The organism is Ruegeria sp. CG11 (genome assembly GCF_056537245.1).
The window spans coordinates 19,178-38,819 of sequence record NZ_JBQFRE010000025.1 but is presented as its reverse complement, the minus strand read 5'-3'; the positions used below and the strand labels follow the sequence as shown (position 1 = coordinate 38,819).

The following is a 19,642-nucleotide window of genomic DNA, read 5'->3' as shown; positions in this document are numbered from 1 at the left end:
CTGCCCATTTCAGCAGTTCGCTGAGCTCGCCACCTGACGCACAAGCGGTTGCTGAAACAACTCAACGGGCTCAAATCTTTGCAACAAAACCAATAGCGGGACATGTTGCCGCTTCAACCCAAACAAATGCCGCAAGCCAGTTGCGCTCAACTTGTTCCAGGTTGTTTCTTTGCCATTGCTTTTCGTTTCAGTAGAGCCCTACGGCCAAACACAAACACCAGCACCAAGGTTATAGGAACCAAGACGGCACCCATCAGTAATACATGATGCAGGGCATCGGGTAGCAGCGAGACGCGATGTCCGAACTGGTATGCAATAGTTGTCCAGAACACCACCCACAGCACAGAGCCCGCAACATTTGCCAAAAAGAACTTTACCCACGGCATATTAGCTGACCCGGCGACCAAACCGTTTAACTGCCGCAGCAATACAAAAAAGCGCGCGCAGACCACTACATAGGCACCATATTTGTTTGTCGCGCGTTCTACGGCCGCGTACTTCGTCTCGGTAATGCCAAAACGCGATCCATACGCCAGGATGATAGCGCGGCCGTACCTTCGCCCAATCAGGTACGCAGCATTGTCGCCGGCTATGGCTGCAAGACTGGCAACCGCTGCAACCGCAAAAATGTTCATAGCTCCTTTTGCTGCAAGTACCGATGTAGCTACTAGGGCGCTTTCTCCTGGAAGAGGCAGCCCAAAGGTCTCAAAGAAAATCGTGGGAAAAAGTACGAACAGCCCGTAGTTTTCAATAAGACTTTCGAAGTTGTCTGCGATGTGATGCATCTGAAAACCCGGCCCTACCGAAACGATCCCAAAGCGGTTGGTTCGATGTACTTTTCTTAATGATTTGGAAGAGAACTTCCAACTTAAAGGAACCAGTTAAAAGTCATGGATTCAGTGCAAACCGCGGGAGGAACTGAAATGGCTTTTACAGGCAAAGAAATGCGCAAAAATTTTCGTGGCACCCTCTTCGTCTCTCCGGAAAATAGGCATGCAAGACGTAAGGGAAAAGAACTGGCGCGAAAGAACCAAAGGAAGACCGATGCTCTGGTCGCAAAAGACCTTCGAGAAACCGGCCAATACACTGACAACATGCAAGACCCCTTTTTCTACCGCTACTACTACTTTTGAGACATTGGACTGGTTCCGACGCTCGCTGCGCCGAAACACTCCTTTAGGGTTCTGTGGGGCGGTTAATCCGTAGCAGTTGTTGCTTCCGTTGTTGAGGCTGGGGCGGTTTCTTCACTTCCCACGCCCTCTTCAACCGACGTCATCATTGTGAGGCCCAAGAGTAAAACAACCAGAACTGCAGCGATTACTATGAAGTTTCTATTCATTTCCTTTCTCCCATCGCGGTAAGCAGCCTCCACGGAGGCGCAACGCCAAAGAGGCAAATATTTGTCAGTGTCTCAGGCGCTACATTCGATAGCTGCTCGTATTGATCGACCGCCGACAGGTATTCTTCCAGTTTCCGACCCTCTTCCGTGTTCGGCTCAGATCCCCATAGGTACTCGATCTCACGGAGCGCAGCACGGTACTCGGTCAGAGTGCGGACAATGGTCATGGCAATACCTCAAAAAAGAAATCAACATGAGACTCCATACCTGAAGATTCGCGATTCTGGTAGTTGGGTTCAAGCTGGCATGCCCAGAGCTTCTCGGTCTTTGAAGGTTCTGTTAGGTTTAAAAGAAGGCCATATTTTGTTGAAAAACTCTGCCTTGATCGAAGAGCATCTCGCTGATTCAATTCTCCTATCGAATGGGAGATTGGGCAATGATGGGATCAAGGCAGGAAGCTCAGGCCGCACTGTTCTATGAGTTTTCGTTAGAGGACCACGTCCCCCAAGATCACCTGCTGCGGTCGATTGATCGATTTGTTGACCTGAGCAGTATCCGCAGTCATTTGGCGGATTTTTACAGCCATACTGGTCGCCCTTCCGTCGATCCCGAGTTGCTGATCCGCATGCTGCTGGTGGGCTATTGCTTTGGCGTCCGGTCGGAACGGCGGTTGTGCGAGGAAGTGCACCTGAACCTTGCATATCGCTGGTTCTGTCGCCTAGATCTGACGGATCGAGTGCCGGATCATTCGACCTTTTCCAAGAACCGCCATGATCGGTTCCGTGAGAGCGAACTCTTGCGGCACGTGTTCGAAACGACAGTGGCGCGGTGCATTGCAGAAGGTTTGGTCAGCGGCCAGCGTTTGGCGATTGATGCCAGCTTAATTGAGGCGGAAGCGACCAAGCAGTATTCAGCATCACAGGAAGAATGGGATGCTGCCCGGATCGATGCCGATACCGCGCCACGTGCTGTTCGGGAGTATCTGGAAACCCTGGATGAGGCAGCGTTTGGCGCGGCGTCGCCGGTCAAGCCGAAGTTCACATCATATTCTGATCCAGCCAGTTAATGGACAGCGGCGCACAAGGCGCCAGCCTTCTTTGCATACTCAGATAACTACCTCATTGATACAGACCATGGCGTCATCATTGACGTTGAAGCGACCAGGTCCATCCGGCAGGCCGAAGTGGGGTCGACAAAAACCATGCTGGACAGGGTTAAACAGCGGTTTGGCCTTCACCCTGAGAGACTGATCGCAGACACGGCCTACGGATCTGGCCCGATGTTGGGCTGGCTGGTTGATCGCAAGATCGCTCCTCATATTCCGGTGATCGACAAGGCCGGGCGCCCTGATGGCATATGGTCCCGCACTGACTTTGAATGGGATGCCGAAAACGACCAATACATTTGTCCCGAGGGTCATGCGCTGAAACAGTTTCGTCGTAACTACTCAGATCCCGACCGGGGCCCGTCCGGAAAAGGGACAGCCCGTTATCGCGCCCTCAAACTGACCTGCCAGACTTGCCCATCGAAGGCAAAGTGCTGCCCGAACACGGATGCACGTAAGATCACCCGCGAAGAGCACGAAGACGCCCGGCAGCTTGCACGCGATATCGCCAAGACCAGGCAATACAAGGTCTCGATGAAACTTCGGAAGAAGGTCGGGATGCTGTTTGCCCATCTCAAACGTATCCTCGGACTAAGAAGGCTCCGATTACGTGGTCCATGTGGCGCGAACGACGAATTTCTCCTCGCCGCCACCGCCCAAAACCTCCGCAAACTGGCTAAGATCTTTCCTGCACCGCAGCATACGCGAAAAGCCTGACTGGGAAGGCGCTCGCGCTATATCCTGGGCATCGGTTTCTGCGTGGGCAACACGTTGTTTTTCAACACCATGGCCACCAAGCAGACCTTCGCTGCGGTTGCGGCACCGATCATCACCAATGGCAGCAACGCGCAGAAATCGGACGTTCGTGAAGGCAGCAGAAAAGGTCTGCAACGAGCCCAACCTGTACCCTGGATTTTATTGCTGCATGCGCTTGCAGCAGTAACGACACTGCAACTGCCGAATACCTTGTGCGGCCAAGCAGCGGAAAAACTGTCATTCATGCAAATAGCAGCGATGCTCGCGGCGGCAGCTCACAGTTCGCTCAACAAAACCGTCCTTCACTTCATCCGCAACAGCTATCGCCTAGCTGAATTGGTGGACACGGGACCGTGGCATATGAACAGTAAACACAACAGTCGCCTTCCAACGGCTTCAAAACTGTTTTGCACGACTTGCATTCATAGAACCACTGGCAAGCATCCGTTGGCATTTGCTCGGTTTCGCTGTGGCCGCACTTCGGGCAAATCAGGGTGCTTTCTAGGACTACAGTTTGTTTTGTCATAGTCTCACATCTGCATTATCAGGTAATCGTTAATCCGTGCCTCGTTAAACACAACGACCCAAGCCACGCCGGTGATTAGAGTTGTTCCTGCAAGCCGCCATTTCAACGTCGGTAAGGAACCGCGCCGATAAGATACCAGCCACGATATCGCGACGAGCGCCGTTGAAATCGTCAGCACATAGTAACTCGCTGCCGCAACCTTCCCAAAGATTGCCAACCAACTGCCGCCCAGCCCCAGTAACATCATCATCATGGGCAAAACGCAGCAAGTCGCGATGCCAAGCGCTGATAGCGATCCCAAATAGCTGAGGCTAAGGTACTTCTGCATTCTGTTTCCCTGATGGACTACGTCACGCGGAGTTGTAGAGACAACAACCTCTCGTATAACTTCTGTAGCCACTACAGGATCAAGACAGGAAATCTCACATGTTTGCGATTGGGGAGGCATCCCGGCAAAGCGGTGTCGGAATTGAAACTATCCGCTACTACGAACGCGAAGGGATCGTGCCGAAACCAGAAAGGGCATCGAATAATCGACGCATGTACTCTGCGCACGATGTGGGACGGCTTTGTTTTCTAAGGAAGTGCCGAGACTTGGGTTTTTCGCTTGCCGATGCAAAGGTGCTTCTCAACCTGTCCGAAGGTGATAGCGAGGATTGCCAATCCGTTAAGGAACTGGCCGAGCTTCATATCTCCAATGTGCGTATGAAGATAATCGAACTTAAGCGATTGGAGGCCGCCCTGAATGAACTTACGGCCAACTGTAACATCGGGAACGTTTCTTGCCCGATGCTTGCGCAGATACGGACCTACTAATGGCACTTTGAGGCTCGCAGTCGCCCTATGCCAACGCAGCATGACCCAAGATTCGGGCCGCGCAGAATCTACCGTTCGTTAGAGAGGTCAACTCGTTGATTTAGCAATGTTTCAATCAATCAATGAACATTTGTGCCTCGCCGCGGTGTTCTTGAAGCACGCGGCGATTTCGGACAGTAAGCCCTACCTGCCGTGCCTGAGCAATCAATTTGCTGCATACGCATTCGGCAGGTTTTATCAGAAGCCGACCTCTGATTTCCGAAACGCAGAGCAATGCGTTCTGCTTATCTTTGTCCCAAATTGGGCTAGGCAGACTCAGATCTTCTGTTGCTTTCCATTGTATCAAGGCTTGTATCGTGTGTACTCAAAGTCCATATACACAAGGCTTACGTTTTTCTTTTTCGACCTGCTGTCTCCCAAACTCGGCGTTCAGTCTTTCGATTCAGACCGACCACGCCGAGTCGCCGCAATGATGCGGGCGGCAAGTATTAGGAGACTTCCACCATGGCAAATGGCACAGTAAAATGGTTCAACTCGACCAAAGGTTTTGGCTTTATCGAACCTGAAGACGGCAAACGCGACGTGTTCGTACATATCTCAGCAGTCGAACGTTCCGGCCTTAGCGAATTGAAAGACGGTCAAAAGGTTACTTTTGACGTCGAAGCTGGCCGTGACGGGCGCGAAAGCGCCGCCAATCTGGCACTCGCCTGATCTCATGCGGGCATCCTTGCGGGTGCCCGTTTGCTCAATGGGCTGCTAAAAGCCCTTGGAGAACAAGTCAGTTGCAACAGCAGGAATTGACCCGGGCGCTCGCGCAATACCGTGTGCCCGATACGAAGCGTAGCGTTTTTGAACTGACAATCACTGTCATCCCCTTTTTCGCGCTATGGGGCACAGCGTGGTTTGCGCTATCCCTTAGTATCTGGGTCACTGTTCTACTGGCCATCCTGAACGCCGCATTTCTGGTGCGTCTCTTCATCATCATGCATGATTGTGGTCACGGATCTTTCTTTAGAAACCGCACCGTTTGCAATTGGACTGGCCGGGTTCTGGGTGTTCTCGCCCTGACACCCTATGACGTCTGGCGGCAAAGCCATGCGATTCACCATGCCTCAACCGGTAACCTTGATCGGCGTGGTATGGGTGACATTCCTACATTGACCATTGAGGAATACCTGAAGCGGAATTGGTTGGGGCGTGCCGCTTACAGGTTAATCCGGAACCCCTTCTTCCTGTTCTGTATCGTACCGGTCTACACGTTCTTTTTTCAAAATCGCTTGCCCTTTGGTTTCATGCGGTCAGGCTGGCTGTATTGGGCAAGTGCAATGGGAACAAACGCCGCGATTGCGGTGGTCCTGGCTCTGATTTTTTGGACCGGAGGCCTGGATGTACTGGTTTTTGTATTCCTTCCAACCATGATCGTCGCCGCGTCGATTGGTATTTGGCTATTCTATATTCAACACCAGTTCGAACACACAACTTGGGAGCGGGAAGAAGTGTGGAACCTTCAGAACGCCGCGTTCTATGGCAGTTCTCACTATGCCCTGCCAGGCATCCTGCGGTGGTTCTCTGGCAACATTGGTGTGCACCATGTTCACCATCTCGCCAGCCGCATACCGTTTTATCGGCTAAACGAGGTTTTGCGTGACCATTCCGAGTTGGAAGATTGCCAGCGTATTACTTTATTTGAGAGCCTTCATTGCGCACGGTTGCATCTTTGGGATGAAAAAAGTCAACGTCTGCTGACATTTTCCGAGGCTTTGTCGAACGCCAATTCCAATAGGTATTTAGTGTAGTCTGGCGCGGACCAAAAAGGCTTCGACAGTATCACCGCCGAGGGCGCGAATGGCCTCTAATCGGTGAAGGCCTTCAATCAGCACGAACCTCTTGTTGTCCGCGCGTATCTGGATCGGGGTCTTCTGGCCGTTCTTCAGGATATCTTCGGCCAGCGTCAGAACTTTTTGTTGATCAAGCGTTTTCGCCCGTTTCACAGGTACATAGATCAGGTCGAGCGGATATGGTTTTTTCTCCAACATAAGCTACGTGAGCAACCTTTCGTGCATTTGTTCCGGTTCAGAGCTCGCTACAAAAGTGGGGCCTGGAACGTACGTCATAGAACCGAACGAACAGCGTCGCGCAGTTCCTGATGCATAATCCAAGTTGCTGGCTCATCGTCACTTTCGATGTGAGAAAATGCCAGAACCTGCGCGGCGCCATCATTCTGTGCCGATCCGGCTTCGGGTAGGTCCAGTTCCAGATATTCTGCGATCAATAGTCCGATATTCTTGAAAACCTTGATGGAGGCCTCGCGCGATTTGTAACCGGCCGCCCGAGACAAGTGACCAATGGTCAGACCGTCCTTGCCTGCGATTGTAAGTGCTTTGAGCATTGTGACCTGCGCAGGGGTGAGCCTGATCTGGCGTAATGCCTCTGCATATTCTCTTTCACTGGGAACGAAGGTGCCGGAGTTTCCCTCCAAACGGCGTTGACCGCTACGCTTCCTGTCTCGTTCTTCGAGAATTTCTTTTAAGGCTTCAATGGCCAATACCGGTGTTTCGCCGACTGCATCGGCAATCATTGCCTGTGTTTTAGCTGGTGGCTTGGGGAATGCGCGCGCAACGCTGTTACCGCTCAGAATGCCAGCCTTAATCAAGTACTTTCCAAATTCTACTTCAATCACTCCTGATACGTCAGCGTTCCGCGACTTACGAACACTGCGGTCCTGAAATGCTCTTTGTTCCAGACCATGAGCTGACATCTTTGAACCGGGAAGGGTTACTTGAGGGGCATTTTTACGCATCAGAGAAACACCACCACAATTATGGCCGCAACAAACACCGCTAACGCGATAAACATCTTTACTCTGTAGGACCAGCGAAGCGCCCTTTCGGCTTTGAGCCTTTTGCCCAGGTTTTCGTCAATCGAGTTATGGTTCACGGCTTGTTCCTTCCGGAATTGTCTGGCGGTATTGATTTCCACCAACCTATTGTCGCGGCACATTTTCGGTGCACTTATCGTTCTGTCTTGTGAACGGCCGATTACATTCCCAACCATCACCTCTTCGATTCAAGTGAGCGTTTGAAGGGACAAGGATCGCAACGCACCTGTCCCGGTTTGCGCGAAAACCACGTTCGCATTTCCATCCGGAATAAGTTTCAGGCGCAAGGTATGCATGCTGTGGAACTGCCACGGGCTCACAGCCGCTATCCGCTGCCCTGTAACCTCTGATGCACACCCAACCATCCGCGCTGTTTTTGTCAGTCAGGCGGCCGTTGCTCGGGACATTTATCGCAACACAATCCTGGTTCTCCTTACGAAATCCCCAGTTGCAGTGTATTTCCTGCACGCCAAACCGGGTTTCGACGTATCCATTTTGAGGTGCCATCACTTCTTCACAGAGTTCTCCGACTCGCTGGAACAGCCGATTGCACTCCCACTGATCTCCGGTAGATGTAAGATAGGCATTTTCAGGAACTCTTATTTCCTCACAGAGTTCTCCGACATTCTGGAAACCGTGATTGCATTCCCAGCCGCTGCCATAGGAGCTACCCGTCAAATATGCGTTTTCCGGTAAGTCTATTCTTTGGCACGATCCGTTCTTGTTTTCGAAACCTTCCTCACAAACCATTCCGTCGGCATTGCCTGTGACTTGGGCAGGAAGCTGCGTCCCTGTGAGCAACAACAAGAGTGTCGGGATCAAACAAAAAACGCGGTTCGAAAACACGATGAATGACAGATTGAAGCGAAACCTGGGGCCTGATCTATCGGGCATCAAGCACGCTAATTATTAGCCATGTGTTGTTCATACGGCGCCTTTTTTCATGAGTCACGCGATGACTGGAGCCTGTCAGGTGACAGTTGCGAATGCTTGCGAGGAACGAGCTCATAGCGAAGACCCCAGCGAAACCCGTTCCTTTGCTGGGGTACATGCTACAGTTAGTCTGAAGGCCATTGGATCATCGAAACCGGCAGCATCGCGGCGACGAGTAATTTTCACCAATGCACTTTTTGTGGTCCTTAGCCGGCATAGAGTCAAGGAAGTTTCCCTCGTCGCAACGCTAGCACCACTAGGGCAGATAGTTTTTGGAACTGCCGGTGACCAAGATTCCTGGTGAACTACCGAAAGAAATTGTCTGGCCTGAGTGCGGCGAAAGAGGAGTATGTGATCAAGGCTTCCCCGTGACTATGAATGACTGGCCTGATGACATTGGCTGCAACGCAGCGATTTTCGCGCCGCTTCTACACAAGTACTCGCGGCGTGATCAAATGGCCGCTCGGTCCCGCACCCTGTAAATTGCGCCTGAGCCGAGAAAACTGTGCTTCGAGCGTACGCAACAAGATTTTGACACTTCCGCTCAGGGCACGCTGCGTCCCACTCCTGCATAAAAGAACTAGAACCACTATGGATTGGCGACCGACAGCGCCGCTCGCCAAACTGTCTCAGATGTCTATGCGCTCTGCAATGCTTAGCGCGTCTTCCAATTCAACGCCCAGGTATCGCACGGTGCTATCGACCTTTGTGTGCCCAAGCAGAAGTTGGACCGCGCGGAGATTTCCTGTCTTGCGGTAGATCTCAGCTACTTTGGTTCGGCGAAGCGAATGCGTGCCATATCCGCTCGGTTCCAATCCGATTGCAGTCACCCAGTCTCGAACCAGCCTGCCATACTGGCGCGTCGAGATGTGTGGTCGATCATGGAATCGGCTTGGAAACATGAACCGGCTAGCAAACATTTCCGGTGATTTTACCCATACCAATACAGTTTCTCGCGTGTTTTCCGTCAGTTCGAATTGAACAGATCGCTTGGTTTTGCTCTGGATCACCGAAACACGCTCACGGACGCGATCGTCTTTGACAAGATCGGTCACAGCGAGTTTGACCAGATCGCAGCCGCGTAGCTTGCTATCAATCGCGACGTTGAACATTGTGAGATCACGCAGATTTCCAGAAAGTTCGAGCCGGGCACGGATCGCCCAGACCTGTTTTGGGAGTAGCGGTCGTTTCTGACCGATGATCCGCCCCTTGTTCCAAGCTCTGGGTTTTGGGGTGACTGCAGGTAGTTGGACTCTTGGCATATTTTGCACTCCGATCCACCCTCCGCACCCAAGCAACAGCACCGCGCTGACCACCGAATAGTACAAGCGGCGTGAATGCCTGCTGTCCGATTATGAATACTGGCATGGTTTAAGTGTGTGCATTAGGCGGCTTGAGCCCATATCACTACGCATAAGAACGGTTCGAGTCCAAACCGCGCGTACGCTTCGTCTTCAGCACCGATTACCGATCGGGTTCCACGTTAAAAGGCCCGGGTCAGCACCAATAAGATAAAATGAGATATGATCAGAAAAGCTGGTAAGACCGGCGTCAGGTTATCAGCGACGCCGAGCTAACCCGGGGCTTACTGATACGCCATTTCGCCACGCGCTCAACCCCTTGCAGCGTCGACAAATCCGCTCTCCGAACCCTTCGCTCCAGAATGGCGTTCTGCAACGAAGACACGGGCGTTCTTGCGGCACGTCATTGTGGGCGCGAGCCATGATCGTATCTGCGTCGTTGTCGAAGTCTTCCATCAGTTCTTAGCCTCGATTTCTGTTTTGGTTTATACAGCGACTGGAAAAGAAAGTTCCGAGCCCTAAGCCTTGAGATTGAAGGAGCTGCCTGGTTCAGACTGTCCGATGGGACGGCCTGTAATCCGAGGGGTTTTAATAGGACGAACTGGCATTCCTTCGTTCTCAGCAGCTTGGACAGCGAAAGCATACCGAGAACCGCTTGCGCATCCTCGCGGTATGGCTCGTTGATCTGATGATCCGTCGTCTGCCTCAGAAATGAGCGACTCCGAGTATAGGTGCCGAAGTTGAGTCTCAGACACACCATCCGCTTCCATAATCAATTGCACCATGGGATCGGCCAAAAGTTGGTCGAGCAAGAACTGCGACAACTGCTTTGAAGACAGTTTATCCTTCGCGCGGGCTCTCTCCAAATCAGTAAGAGAAACGGTCAAGGTACGCGCCAGACCGGGGTGAGATTTCCGTGGATGCAGACAGATTAACACCGATGCTTTCCAGGCTTCTGGATCCAAATAATCTGGTGGTGCGGAAAGCTCAGTTTCTATGTCGTATTCGCCCGCCGGGAGTAATTCGTCAAAGCCAGGGAAAGTAAACGGCCTGGAAAAGACTGCGATTGTCTTGCTGGTTATCTGGTTCATTTGGGTAGTTCTCCTTTGCTGATAGCGCTCGGAGATGCAGACAAAAACAAGCCACCCTCTCCCGGCAGGGTATTATGAACTTTGAGGTTTCGGCTTTGGTTTTTCGGGGACGGTGTCAGGCGCTTCAGACGTAACTTCTTTTTTCGGCGCGTCCGCATCGTTTTCCTTCAGTGCGGCAGCCGCTCTGGTCGTCAAGTCCTTGAAAGACATCATTTTGATCCTTTGATTGTCCGCACCACCCACGAGCCCAGATGGGGTGTGAAAAGTGAATGCGGATACCACCAATATAGGTATTGGTGGCCCAATTTACTACGTAAAGCCGTAGAATAAGACGGGTGGCTGAAGCAGAACCGAGGCGGCGGCAACCCTGGCGCGCTACTTTCGCTTCGAATATGGGCGATCAGTGTTCGCTGCGGTGCAGTCAACCAATGCGCCATCACCATGGAAGACTTTTGCTACATCGGGTGCAGCCATGCCGCGCGAGAGCGCGCTATAGTTCAATTTCAGCTTCACCTCGCCACCAGGGCGAAGCAGACAATTGGTGTTTTCAACAACGATATGATCACTGGTGGCTCCGACGAACGTGACGCCAGCAGGGAATATTAGACCCGCCGCATCGGTGTCCTGGAGTCCAATCGCAAGGATCGACCGAGTATTCGAAGGACTGTCTAAAGTCACACACTGCATTGAAGGTATAGGATAATTCATTTGCAAGGGATTTGGATTTGATTTGGCTTTCGTTTCGATCACTTCCGCCCAAAGCGTAAAAGCATCTGTGTAAAGCCCGCCGATCGCGTGCCCCGATACGGGATCGGTACCCAACAGGATAGCCTCACCCAGACGTAGGTTGTTGATCTTTCCGGTCGCACCCTTGCCAAGCGCCCATGGCAAACTGGCGGAGCCGCCGCCTGACACTGTTTCAAGAGCGGGTCCAAACGCGCGCTCGGTGTCGATGGCAAGCGACGAAAGCAATGCCATTGCTTCTGCAGAGGGTGCCACATGACCCAGACAGGCAAAATTTGCGCCAATCCCCTTCAGAGAAATACCTTCCATTCTAAGAATTTGAAACACAGTGCTTTCAAGGTGTTCAGGCGGGATTCCTTCCCGCATATCCCCCATTTCCACCATCAGGATAATGTTGTGAGTAATGTTCTTTCCCAGCGCACTCATGGCCAGGCTTGCGATAATGTCCATCTCTGTGTTGAAGCTTACATCGCAGTAATCAACAACTTGCGCGACCTGGCTCAGCATGGGTGTTCGGATCAAGGATATGGAGCACGAGATTCCAGCATCGCGCATACGCATGATATTGCTGATCCGCGCGTCCGCCAGCCCTGTCGCGCCGCCTTCAAGCATAGCATTCGCAATCTCAGGGTGACCGCACACGGCTTTTGTCACGCCTGTCACCGTAATTCCACGGGGTCTAAGGCGATCGACAAGGAACCGTGTGTTGTAAAGAATTTTGCTCAGATCAATGTCGATACGCAGCTTGCTCATTCAATCGTCGTTACAGGTACGTGCTGCAAACGCGGAAAGGCAGAAAGAACCATGTTCACCAAGTTTGATGAAGGGCGGTTCAGAGCGTCAGTGACCGGGAGGTACAATTTGCAGTTATAATCTGTGATGGCCTTTGAAATCTCAACATCATTCATTCCTTCATGGTTGATCGTCATGCCAATTACCTCTGTGTTCGCAAAAGCCTCGATCAGGGTGATTTCATCGCAAGGGTCGGGCATAGTCATGTTGGGGAAATCACATCGACGTTTTCGTTTAGGCGCGTGTTGAAGAATAACTGCATGTGGCTGACTGCCTCGCAGAATGAAGGCTGATGTGCAAAAGGCCGGATGGCTTAGCGCGCCCTGGCCCTCGATCACTATGACATCCGGGTGTTCATCTTCAGATGCTGCAACAACAGCGCGCTCAAGCTCGCCACAGCAAAATTGCGGCGGCACCGAATCCATCGCGACACCATACTTGGCGCCCTGCATCAATCCTGTCTGGCCGGTACCGACCAAAACTGTTTTGATCCCATGCGCGTTAAGGGCACATGTCAGGATTGTCGCGGTTGTACGCTTTCCAATTGCACAATCGGTGCCGAACACCGCGATGCGGATCGCCTGGACGTCTCCAATACTGCCATCTAACAGGCGCAGGTCGGGATTGGGCCGCGGCTTGCGAATGTCGCGTATCGTGACATCGTGAATTTTGGCAAATCCGGCGAGCTCCTTGTCATCGCTAAGAAATTCATGCAGTCCACTCACGATGTTCATTCCGAGCGTTATCGCATCCACAACAACTTCGCGATCCTCAAGGGACATTCTGCCGCTGGCCGGCGCCATTCCGTAAATAAAAGTGTCGGGGATCGTAGCTTCATTAGCGACGGCGGCATCAAGATCATCGAAGATGGGAACCTGATTTGCGAAATTATCAAGCACTTTGCCACTGTCACAACCGCCATACGTGCTGTCGATCACCGAAAGAACGCGATAGGCCTGTGAATGTCGAACCAGACCATTAGCCGTCTTGCCATCGATCTTTGCGAAGTTTCCTTCGCAATACACAATTGCAGTCGGTGTATCTGTCACGAGTGTCTTGCGGTGAAGCTCTGGAAAAACTGCTTGTTCAGGCGCCAGCTTTTGCGCATCGCTGGCAATGAACTGCTTGGCATCCGACGCAATGGGTACGGGTTTCATATTTGTTCCTTTTTAGAGTGTGAAACGCGCGTCCTTGGTAAGGACGGGCAAAAATTGTGAAGTTTGGGAAAGTGGGCTTTCTGTCTGAATTCTCACTGGTTCAGAACACACAGCCCTTCTGATCGATGATAGTTTTTGTGGCATTGCCACCCATTGCCGGATCGGTCGATATGGGCATTTGCCGGTAGCTCGATTGCATTGCAGCGATCACCGGACGCCTCGTAGCCACGTTCGCATTTCCATCCAACTCCATGGATCGCGTCATCGTAGAAAGCATTTTCAGGCACAAACACGGCATCGCACCGTCCGTCGCGCTCAAAATACCCACGCTCGCACGTCCAGGGACGCCCGCTGGTTGATGCGTTCAGAAAACCGTTTTCCGGCACCGCTACTGCCACGCATGCTTCTCCGTCTTTTTCGTAGCCACGGTTGCAACGCCATGCAGATCCATAAGTGCTATTCGTCAGGTAAGCATTATCCGGCACCACGATTTTCTGGCAGCTATCGTCTACTCTTGTGTATCCACGCAGGCACCGCCACCTCTCACCTGATGGATCGAGATATCCACCTTCAGGCACAATCACTTCAGTGCATGAGGTGCCGCCAACTTCAACAAAGCCGTGCATACATGCCCACCCTGAGCCGTAGGTTCTGTTTGTGGGGTAGGCATTTCCCGGCACGACAATGGCCACGCATTCTTCGCCTTCCAACCGATAGGACAAATCGCATTCCCAACCGTCGCCATATTTTTTGGGATGCGCATTATCCGGGATCGAATTTGTTTCGGCCGATGCGGGATTTGATGAGATAAAGGAGCCCGCCAAGCAGCTGAAAACGCCAACAAACAGCGCCGTCATAAAGTGAGAGTAAAACCAGTGCTGATTTTTTCGATTTGTCCTGGTGCAAACGGCGTTGTCCGAATGTTGAGTGATTGAGTTACGATCCATCCAGGTTCAGCCCCTCAATGCAGGCCTGTGCCAGATCTTTGTTGGGGGTTTGGGATCCCGGTACCGTTGCCCAGCCGGCTGCCATAACGGCATCCTTTCGCTTGAAAGAAGAAGCTTCTTTGATCGTTGTTATTTTTTCGGCGCGTTGGGTGTCAGTTCTCGCCATGTCGACGCAGATCGGAACCAACGCAGCGATTACATTGTCGCGGGACACGGCGTTGGCCATCTTGTCCGCGTTACTGCCGGTCATCCATCCACCCCAAGAAAATCCAACTACGCCTACGAAAACCCCTCCGATCAGGGCGCCGTAGATTCCGGGTTTAAGCCATTCGGGCGTGTTCATAATCTATTCCTCCTGCGGGGAAAGCGCCGCATCGCTGTCATTGTTAGATGTAGCCAAGGTCTGGTCGTGCTTGAGCGCCAGTTCAAAATCTTCTGGGTCAATTGGGCGCATTTCTGTGCGGCCTGGCTTGCTGCCCTTGCCCTGAACGGTCAGGTAGGTTCCGGTTCTTCGATATGCTTCGAAACTCAGGCCCTGTAGTAGTTCTTCTTCAACAACTACTTCATACTTGCCTGCAGGAAGTTCATCCGGGTAGCCGGACAAAGAGAACGGATTTGAAAACGTCACCAAAGAACTGGACGATCTCGTGCTCACCTTGGTCCTCCATATAGTTTGTTGGATCTTCCCCGCGCAGTCTGCCGCGGTACACGCTCGTAAGCGCCGCGGTAGTACTGGCGTTGTAAATTAGAATAATGTGCAAATGGCAGACGCGCGCTGATCGATGTTAGTCTGCGGCCAATGACCTGAGATTTTATTGGAATCTCAAATGCATTTGGTGCCCGAGGATCAGGTACTGCCAAAAATTGACTAACCTGCGTCAGTGCAACGATGTTTGGATTCCGGCAACGTGATGTGTGTTGGCGGGATATTTGCTGGCGTGTTCTTAACGAGTATTTGAGAAGCGCAGGAAATCCAGTACCGCAATCGGACTGTATTTATCTTGCGCTTCTTTTTCGGTGAAATCCCAAATCTGCCGAAGCGAATGGCGTCTCTAACCAGGCAACTATTATCAAAATCCCGGCATCGCTGAAGGGGTGAACTTATTGCTTCAACAGTGGCCCGGCCTGATCCAGATAAGTGGGGTCAAAACCGGCCAACGTCACCAGTCCGTCATAATCATCAAATACCACTTGCCCGGATTGAAAAGTAACCAGCCCCTTTTCCCGCAGTTGCCGTAGGACACGATTAACATGTACGGCACTCAGTCCCAGCGTATCGGCAAGGTGGTATTGTGTCAGAGGGCAGGCGTATCCCATCTTGCTTGCCATCCCGACCTGAGTCAGCCTCACACCAAGTTCCAATAGAAAATGCGCCATGCGCTCACCCGCATCTCGCCGTCCTATGTTGACCAGGTGCTCAACCACCATCGCTTCATCTCGAGATACCGCCCAAAGAATTGCTGTCGCCAGCCGGGGCGTTTGCGCAAATGCTTCCAGGAGATCATCCACTACTACTTCAATGGCTTGGATTTCCATGATTGGTTCTATGCTGTGATCCGAGGTGTGCAGCAGAACGCTCCGCAAGCCCAGAAAGTCACCCGGCACTTGGAAATCGACGATCTGACGCGACCCGTCAGTCTGCGTTTTGTAGGAACAAACCCAGCCCGAGGCCAAAATGTAGGCAGCCTGCTCTGACTGCCCTTGATGCACAAGGTCACGTCCCATTTCAAAGGTTCTGCGACGCTTGTGCAGGCGTGCTAATACTGCAAGTTCAACCTCAGTCAGAGCGACGAAGTTTGAGAGCTTTCGGGTGAGCGGACTGTTTTGGATAGCGCGCAAATGTTTTTCCTTCATCGATGCGCAGCCCGCGAAACTATCCGACGCCAAGACTGCTTTCGATCAGTTAAGTATACAGCAATCCATGCCAGTATGGTGCAATTCATCGTGGCGCTTCCTTGCTTGGACGCCTGTTAAAAAAGGACGTCTACCATGGCTGACCGGCAAGACCACTCAGGAATGGCCGCACTCTCAATTTGTGAAGCGCTTTTGCTTGCAATTAAAGATCGTGAGCTCCTCCCCGAACATGAGATTGTGGGAGTTCTACGTGACGCAGCCGCTGCCCACGAAGCAGCGGTCGGCAATAACGATGAAAAGGATATGCACCAGGCCGTCGCTGTTCTGATAAACCAGATCATTGCTTCCGGCTATCGCGTTCGGCAGTAACGTCAATTTCTGTGTCAGAAAAACAAGATTACACTCGTCAAAAAAGCATAACAGCAAATAGAAGTACTATTGGTGCCTCGTTCCCGATCAATTCAAACACGAAGCAAGAACCGAAGTTCCAATCTCTGCAATATCTCGACTTAATGAAAAATTCCACGACCGCGACTTACTCCCTCTTCCCCGCCGACCTGCATGAGCCACAACGAGAATTTGCTTACTGGCTGAAGGCCCGCATGGCCTGTCCTGCTGCACTGCCTGCGACAACGCAAACGTTGGCTTTGTTCGGCGTCTAAGTTGCTGATCCTATGTGCCGCGAAACTACAGTTTGATAGTATCGCATCATCATAGCTTTGAATGACCGGTCTGGCGACAACAGCTGCAACGCAGCGATGAATGTGCTGCGACAGCAAATCAATGCTGCGTCAGCAATTGCCGCAATCGCACAAGTCCGCTTTGTCCGCTTATCGGCCATCCGACACCGGACTTTGAACGTCCGGAATGTGCGGTTCGCTACGTGCCGCACATGCAAAAGACCGAAGCTCGGTCGACGGCAGCAATGGGCTCCTATTACCCGTCGACACCCACCGTAGAGAACGGCCGCTGCGAGCCCTAAGCTCCCGTTGAGGGTGACATCACTTTCAAATTGATCTAGCAAGGCGGCGGAGTCGATATCCTAGCACAAGAGATCAGCGCGCACATCAATGCACTTCGCTGTGCAGTAGAAAACTAGTAGGAGAGTTTACTGAATGAAGTGGAAGAGCGTATCCCCATGGGGTGCTTTGGCCTTCAACTCTTGTGTTACGGCGTGGTTCGTTTATCAAAACGACGCGCTGACAGCTGCTGTACTGGGTGCTGTTTCTGGCGTTCTTTTTTCTGCGATGATCTCTCGCCGCATTTGGAAAATTGATGACCAGACAGCGATTGATCTTTGGATCGAGTTCTGGGGACGCGGTGTAGGTGAGAACGCTGCAAACGCTCGTTTCGGCATTTGGATATGCTCAATTGCTTGTCTAATTCTTGCGTTGTTCGGGTTGGGACGTGAGATCATTCGAGTCATTCCGTTGATTGCCTCCGCCGCGTTTGGAATAGCGGCTTTGTCGGCATGGCAGAGGCTACGTAGGCTTCAACAATAAGGACCCTTCAGCATTTCCAAAGGTCCGCATTGGGGTTCGCCAAGTGAATTCTTCGGCTCTGGAATTCAATGACGGCTTGAGCTCAAGCCGTTGGCTTAACCCCCGCAGCGAAAGTCAGCTTTGTCCGCGTTGCTGACCTTGATGCCGATTGAACCGACTCAATGACCTACTGAAACCGTCAGATGACCGGTCTGAGCCCAAACTGTTCAATCGGACAGCATAAGTGCTAGAGGCCCGTCTTTTGCGGCTAAGCGTGACCAACCCGGTTTTGACCCGGCGACGAGACGTGCGAACAAACGGTCTTGAATGAACAGTTCCGCGCCTTGTTCGAACCAGCCCACACTCAATTCGTCATCACTTTTGGGCGGATTGAAGCCGCCGGAAAATTCAGGCTTCACGTATTCGGCAGAGTTTGCAAATGGCATGTTTTTAGAAAACTTCCATTCATTCTCAACGGGTGCTGCTCTGCGGTTGTATAGCCAGCAGTCCGCCGTAACTTTCCCGTTTTCATCAAGCAGGTAGGCATAACCCGTTTTGCCATCGTCATCCAAAATCAGGGATTGCTGACCGTCGGGGCTGGTGTATCGAAGCACTTCGTTGTCCATTCTTCGACCGTAAATGAATGCAGAAGCAAAAAAAAGAAGGCCGACGGGAATTACAGCTTTGTCCGCATAGCAGCTGTCCAAGGCTCCAAAACACTGCATCTTAGATTTAAGGCCCGCTTCCTGCGCGTTGCTGTCATTCGTGGTGCTTGGTGCTGCAAACGCGGCGAAAGGCAGCTTTGTGGCCATTTATCCCCAGCCTTGCTCCAAATGGTGCCCCCGCAGAGAACGGCAGAAAAGTCCGCTTCTCTGCCATCTGAGAAGCGCGTGGGAATGTCCGGTTTGCGCGGTTGGCGGCGTGCCGCGCTTGCAAATGACCAAAGTGTGGCCAATGACAGGTCAGGGCTCAAGCCGGACCTGCAGGAGCGCGGCAGACGAAAACACGGTCGTTGCCCGACCCAAATGGCGACTGTGCTGACAAACCTGCCGTTCTTCTATGTTCACAATTTACGCTCTTGTGTTGCCTACCGCGCCAAATTCAACACCGGACTTCAACTGGCGGCTAGTGGAATAGCTGAGCGTTTGGGAGCGCAAAGAGTTTCAGCCCGAAGGAGCGTCAGTGACAGCGTCGACATTTCCCTGAAATTCGGCGGTTGAATTGCCGTGTGGATAGGGTTGGTCGGGGATTGGGCGATCCAGAAATTCGCATAGAGGTTCCCACCCGCTACCAAGCTCATAAGTCAGAAGTCTGTCTTTCCCGAACTCTGCTTGAACATCCAAAATATTCTTTTCGTAAACAGAAATCATATGATCTCGGTCGGCGATATTACCGCCGAACACGCCATCGGCGATTAACTTAATCCCAATTGAGTCGGCGTCTTCGCTATTCCGCAATATCGGTAATATCGTCTTATCCATGCTTTCGTACCATGCGTCGGCATCGCGTACGGAGAGGATGATCTTCGCTTTCGGGAAGTGCGCGCTCAATTCTCTCCAAAAATAGGCGCCGGGCCAGTCAACGGTTGCATTATGTTCCGCGAAGACCTGATCCCAATCTGGTGTGTCCCCTCCGGCGGCGGAGCGCCAAACCGCTACTCGCTCAGCATGGGGCAGCACTTCGAGCATATGGTAGCAAGGTCCCAACCCCAAAATTTCAAGGGCCTTCTTAAGCGACTCGGTGCCTGTGCGACCGAATCCTGCGCCAATAACTGAAAGTGGCAAATGAATCTCCTAAGAATTTAGTTCTGTCTGAATGCGATGAGCTAACAATAAACCCAGCATTTTGTCTACTGTCACCAATATGTTCAAGTTTGGAGATTGACAGCTTGTTTTGATGTCTTCTTCGGGCTCTGAGAGGAC

The 19,642-nt window shown here is 52.1% G+C and carries 23 protein-coding genes and 1 pseudogene; 8 read left to right on the top strand and 16 right to left on the bottom strand.

The annotated features are described in order from the left end of the window. Positions 1-146: 146 nt before the first annotated feature. Entirely contained in the window at positions 147-785 is a 639-nt protein-coding gene (locus ACR0KW_RS22525; RefSeq protein WP_480807010.1) for a DedA family protein, read from the bottom strand. 138 nt (positions 786-923) lie between these two features. Here ACR0KW_RS22525 and ACR0KW_RS22520 point away from each other — a divergent pair, with 138 nt between their 5' ends. Further along, a complete protein-coding gene (locus ACR0KW_RS22520) occupies positions 924-1,133 on the top strand; it encodes a hypothetical protein (protein ID WP_480807009.1) in 210 nt (69 codons plus the stop codon). A gap of 202 nt (positions 1,134-1,335) precedes the next feature. On the opposite strand, the gene ACR0KW_RS22515 is transcribed toward ACR0KW_RS22520, so the two are convergent. Continuing rightward, on the bottom strand, positions 1,336-1,566 hold the full coding sequence (locus ACR0KW_RS22515) for a hypothetical protein (RefSeq protein ID WP_480807008.1): 231 nt from the start codon (positions 1,564-1,566) through the stop codon (positions 1,336-1,338). On the opposite strand from ACR0KW_RS22515, the gene ACR0KW_RS22510 reads away from it, so the two are divergent. Both ACR0KW_RS22510 and ACR0KW_RS22505 read left to right on the top strand, forming a co-directional pair. Beyond that, the gene (locus ACR0KW_RS22510) at positions 1,565-1,819 is read left to right on the top strand and encodes a hypothetical protein (RefSeq protein ID WP_480807007.1); all 255 of its coding nucleotides are present in this window, start codon (positions 1,565-1,567) and stop codon (positions 1,817-1,819) included. The two genes, ACR0KW_RS22515 and ACR0KW_RS22510, sit on opposite strands and share 2 nt — an antisense overlap. Continuing rightward, positions 1,776-3,161: pseudogene (locus ACR0KW_RS22505) on the top strand (IS1182 family transposase). Before ACR0KW_RS22510 ends, ACR0KW_RS22505 begins: the two are co-directional and overlap by 44 nt. A 346-nt stretch (positions 3,162-3,507) precedes the next feature. Here ACR0KW_RS22505 and ACR0KW_RS22500 read toward each other — a convergent pair. Next, positions 3,508-3,654 carry a GDCCVxC domain-containing (seleno)protein gene (locus tag ACR0KW_RS22500; RefSeq protein WP_480807012.1) on the bottom strand — a complete coding sequence of 49 codons (147 nt, stop codon included), beginning with the start codon at positions 3,652-3,654 and terminating at the stop codon, positions 3,508-3,510. Between the two features lie 76 nt (positions 3,655-3,730). Next, complete coding sequence (locus tag ACR0KW_RS22495; RefSeq protein ID WP_480807006.1) at positions 3,731-4,054, bottom strand: hypothetical protein; 324 nt, start codon at positions 4,052-4,054, stop codon at positions 3,731-3,733. 98 nt (positions 4,055-4,152) lie between these two features. On the opposite strand from ACR0KW_RS22495, the gene ACR0KW_RS22490 reads away from it, so the two are divergent. The 3 genes from ACR0KW_RS22490 to ACR0KW_RS22480 all read left to right on the top strand — a co-directional run bounded on the left by ACR0KW_RS22490 (position 4,153) and on the right by ACR0KW_RS22480 (position 6,338). Further along, positions 4,153-4,542, top strand: a complete 390-nt coding sequence (locus tag ACR0KW_RS22490; RefSeq protein ID WP_480492262.1) for a MerR family transcriptional regulator — start codon at positions 4,153-4,155, stop codon at positions 4,540-4,542. Between the two features lie 504 nt (positions 4,543-5,046). Then, positions 5,047-5,253: a cold-shock protein gene (locus tag ACR0KW_RS22485; protein WP_170328727.1), complete on the top strand. Its 207-nt coding sequence runs from the start codon at positions 5,047-5,049 to the stop codon at positions 5,251-5,253. A gap of 71 nt (positions 5,254-5,324) precedes the next feature. Next, positions 5,325-6,338, top strand: coding sequence for a fatty acid desaturase (locus ACR0KW_RS22480; protein ID WP_480807005.1), 1,014 nt, complete (start codon positions 5,325-5,327; stop codon positions 6,336-6,338). Here the strand turns inward: ACR0KW_RS22480 and ACR0KW_RS22475 are convergent. The 10 genes from ACR0KW_RS22475 to ACR0KW_RS22430 all read right to left on the bottom strand — a co-directional run bounded on the left by ACR0KW_RS22475 (position 6,330) and on the right by ACR0KW_RS22430 (position 16,239). Continuing rightward, on the bottom strand, positions 6,330-6,578 hold the full coding sequence (locus ACR0KW_RS22475; protein WP_170452343.1) for a ParB N-terminal domain-containing protein: 249 nt from the start codon (positions 6,576-6,578) through the stop codon (positions 6,330-6,332). The genes ACR0KW_RS22480 and ACR0KW_RS22475 overlap by 9 nt on opposite strands. Positions 6,579-6,652: 74 nt before the next feature. Further along, entirely contained in the window at positions 6,653-7,342 is a 690-nt protein-coding gene (locus tag ACR0KW_RS22470) for a hypothetical protein (protein WP_480807004.1), read from the bottom strand. A 1,640-nt stretch (positions 7,343-8,982) separates the two neighbouring features. Then, entirely contained in the window at positions 8,983-9,615 is a 633-nt protein-coding gene (locus ACR0KW_RS22465) for a tyrosine-type recombinase/integrase (RefSeq protein ID WP_170403722.1), read from the bottom strand. Positions 9,616-10,172: 557 nt separating this feature from the next. Then, positions 10,173-10,745 (bottom strand): hypothetical protein, encoded by a 573-nt coding sequence (locus ACR0KW_RS22460; protein ID WP_480807003.1) that lies wholly within the window; start codon positions 10,743-10,745, stop codon positions 10,173-10,175. Positions 10,746-11,120: 375 nt separating this feature from the next. Then, on the bottom strand, positions 11,121-12,242 hold the full coding sequence (locus tag ACR0KW_RS22455; RefSeq protein ID WP_480807002.1) for an alanine/ornithine racemase family PLP-dependent enzyme: 1,122 nt from the start codon (positions 12,240-12,242) through the stop codon (positions 11,121-11,123). Further along, positions 12,239-13,438, bottom strand: coding sequence for an N-acetyltransferase DgcN family protein (locus ACR0KW_RS22450; protein ID WP_480468809.1), 1,200 nt, complete (start codon positions 13,436-13,438; stop codon positions 12,239-12,241). Before ACR0KW_RS22450 ends, ACR0KW_RS22455 begins: the two co-directional genes overlap by 4 nt. Before the next feature lie 92 nt (positions 13,439-13,530). Then, positions 13,531-14,385, bottom strand: a complete 855-nt coding sequence (locus tag ACR0KW_RS22445) for a hypothetical protein (protein ID WP_480711152.1) — start codon at positions 14,383-14,385, stop codon at positions 13,531-13,533. Next, positions 14,375-14,728 carry a hypothetical protein gene (locus ACR0KW_RS22440; protein WP_480711153.1) on the bottom strand — a complete coding sequence of 118 codons (354 nt, stop codon included), beginning with the start codon at positions 14,726-14,728 and terminating at the stop codon, positions 14,375-14,377. The genes ACR0KW_RS22445 and ACR0KW_RS22440 overlap by 11 nt, the downstream gene beginning before the upstream one ends. A gap of 3 nt (positions 14,729-14,731) precedes the next feature. Continuing rightward, positions 14,732-15,040, bottom strand: coding sequence for a hypothetical protein (locus ACR0KW_RS22435; RefSeq protein WP_480807001.1), 309 nt, complete (start codon positions 15,038-15,040; stop codon positions 14,732-14,734). A 446-nt stretch (positions 15,041-15,486) separates the two neighbouring features. Next, positions 15,487-16,239, bottom strand: a complete 753-nt coding sequence (locus tag ACR0KW_RS22430) for a Crp/Fnr family transcriptional regulator (protein ID WP_480807000.1) — start codon at positions 16,237-16,239, stop codon at positions 15,487-15,489. Positions 16,240-16,374: 135 nt separating this feature from the next. On the opposite strand from ACR0KW_RS22430, the gene ACR0KW_RS22425 reads away from it, so the two are divergent. Both ACR0KW_RS22425 and ACR0KW_RS22420 read left to right on the top strand, forming a co-directional pair. Continuing rightward, positions 16,375-16,608: a hypothetical protein gene (locus tag ACR0KW_RS22425; protein WP_480806999.1), complete on the top strand. Its 234-nt coding sequence runs from the start codon at positions 16,375-16,377 to the stop codon at positions 16,606-16,608. 746 nt (positions 16,609-17,354) lie between these two features. Beyond that, positions 17,355-17,741, top strand: coding sequence for a hypothetical protein (locus ACR0KW_RS22420; protein ID WP_480806998.1), 387 nt, complete (start codon positions 17,355-17,357; stop codon positions 17,739-17,741). Between the two features lie 206 nt (positions 17,742-17,947). Here ACR0KW_RS22420 and ACR0KW_RS22415 read toward each other — a convergent pair whose 3' ends face one another. Together ACR0KW_RS22415 and ACR0KW_RS22410 are read right to left on the bottom strand one after the other, a co-directional pair. Further along, positions 17,948-18,532 (bottom strand): hypothetical protein, encoded by a 585-nt coding sequence (locus ACR0KW_RS22415; protein WP_480806997.1) that lies wholly within the window; start codon positions 18,530-18,532, stop codon positions 17,948-17,950. A 351-nt stretch (positions 18,533-18,883) separates the two neighbouring features. After that, positions 18,884-19,504: a sulfotransferase family protein gene (locus tag ACR0KW_RS22410; protein WP_480806996.1), complete on the bottom strand. Its 621-nt coding sequence runs from the start codon at positions 19,502-19,504 to the stop codon at positions 18,884-18,886. Between the last annotated feature and the right edge of the window lie 138 nt (positions 19,505-19,642).

Bases quoted from the DNA above. Each gene is read 5' to 3' on its own strand.
- ACR0KW_RS22525 (WP_480807010.1), bottom strand. From the start codon at position 785: ATGCATCACATCGCAGACAACTTCGAAAGTCTTATTGAAAACTACGGG.
- ACR0KW_RS22520 (WP_480807009.1), top strand. From the start codon at position 924: ATGGCTTTTACAGGCAAAGAAATGCGCAAAAATTTTCGTGGCACCCTC.
- ACR0KW_RS22510 (WP_480807007.1), top strand. From the start codon at position 1,565: ATGGCAATACCTCAAAAAAGAAATCAACATGAGACTCCATACCTGAAG.
- ACR0KW_RS22515 (WP_480807008.1), bottom strand. From the start codon at position 1,566: ATGACCATTGTCCGCACTCTGACCGAGTACCGTGCTGCGCTCCGTGAG.
- ACR0KW_RS22500 (WP_480807012.1), bottom strand. From the start codon at position 3,654: ATGCCAACGGATGCTTGCCAGTGGTTCTATGAATGCAAGTCGTGCAAA.
- ACR0KW_RS22495 (WP_480807006.1), bottom strand. From the start codon at position 4,054: ATGCAGAAGTACCTTAGCCTCAGCTATTTGGGATCGCTATCAGCGCTT.
- ACR0KW_RS22490 (WP_480492262.1), top strand. From the start codon at position 4,153: ATGTTTGCGATTGGGGAGGCATCCCGGCAAAGCGGTGTCGGAATTGAA.
- ACR0KW_RS22485 (WP_170328727.1), top strand. From the start codon at position 5,047: ATGGCAAATGGCACAGTAAAATGGTTCAACTCGACCAAAGGTTTTGGC.
- ACR0KW_RS22475 (WP_170452343.1), bottom strand. From the start codon at position 6,578: ATGTTGGAGAAAAAACCATATCCGCTCGACCTGATCTATGTACCTGTG.
- ACR0KW_RS22470 (WP_480807004.1), bottom strand. From the start codon at position 7,342: ATGCGTAAAAATGCCCCTCAAGTAACCCTTCCCGGTTCAAAGATGTCA.
- ACR0KW_RS22465 (WP_170403722.1), bottom strand. From the start codon at position 9,615: ATGCCAAGAGTCCAACTACCTGCAGTCACCCCAAAACCCAGAGCTTGG.
- ACR0KW_RS22460 (WP_480807003.1), bottom strand. From the start codon at position 10,745: ATGAACCAGATAACCAGCAAGACAATCGCAGTCTTTTCCAGGCCGTTT.
- ACR0KW_RS22455 (WP_480807002.1), bottom strand. From the start codon at position 12,242: ATGAGCAAGCTGCGTATCGACATTGATCTGAGCAAAATTCTTTACAAC.
- ACR0KW_RS22450 (WP_480468809.1), bottom strand. From the start codon at position 13,438: ATGAAACCCGTACCCATTGCGTCGGATGCCAAGCAGTTCATTGCCAGC.
- ACR0KW_RS22445 (WP_480711152.1), bottom strand. From the start codon at position 14,385: ATGGATCGTAACTCAATCACTCAACATTCGGACAACGCCGTTTGCACC.
- ACR0KW_RS22440 (WP_480711153.1), bottom strand. From the start codon at position 14,728: ATGAACACGCCCGAATGGCTTAAACCCGGAATCTACGGCGCCCTGATC.
- ACR0KW_RS22430 (WP_480807000.1), bottom strand. From the start codon at position 16,239: ATGAAGGAAAAACATTTGCGCGCTATCCAAAACAGTCCGCTCACCCGA.
- ACR0KW_RS22425 (WP_480806999.1), top strand. From the start codon at position 16,375: ATGGCTGACCGGCAAGACCACTCAGGAATGGCCGCACTCTCAATTTGT.
- ACR0KW_RS22420 (WP_480806998.1), top strand. From the start codon at position 17,355: ATGAAGTGGAAGAGCGTATCCCCATGGGGTGCTTTGGCCTTCAACTCT.
- ACR0KW_RS22415 (WP_480806997.1), bottom strand. From the start codon at position 18,532: ATGGCCACAAAGCTGCCTTTCGCCGCGTTTGCAGCACCAAGCACCACG.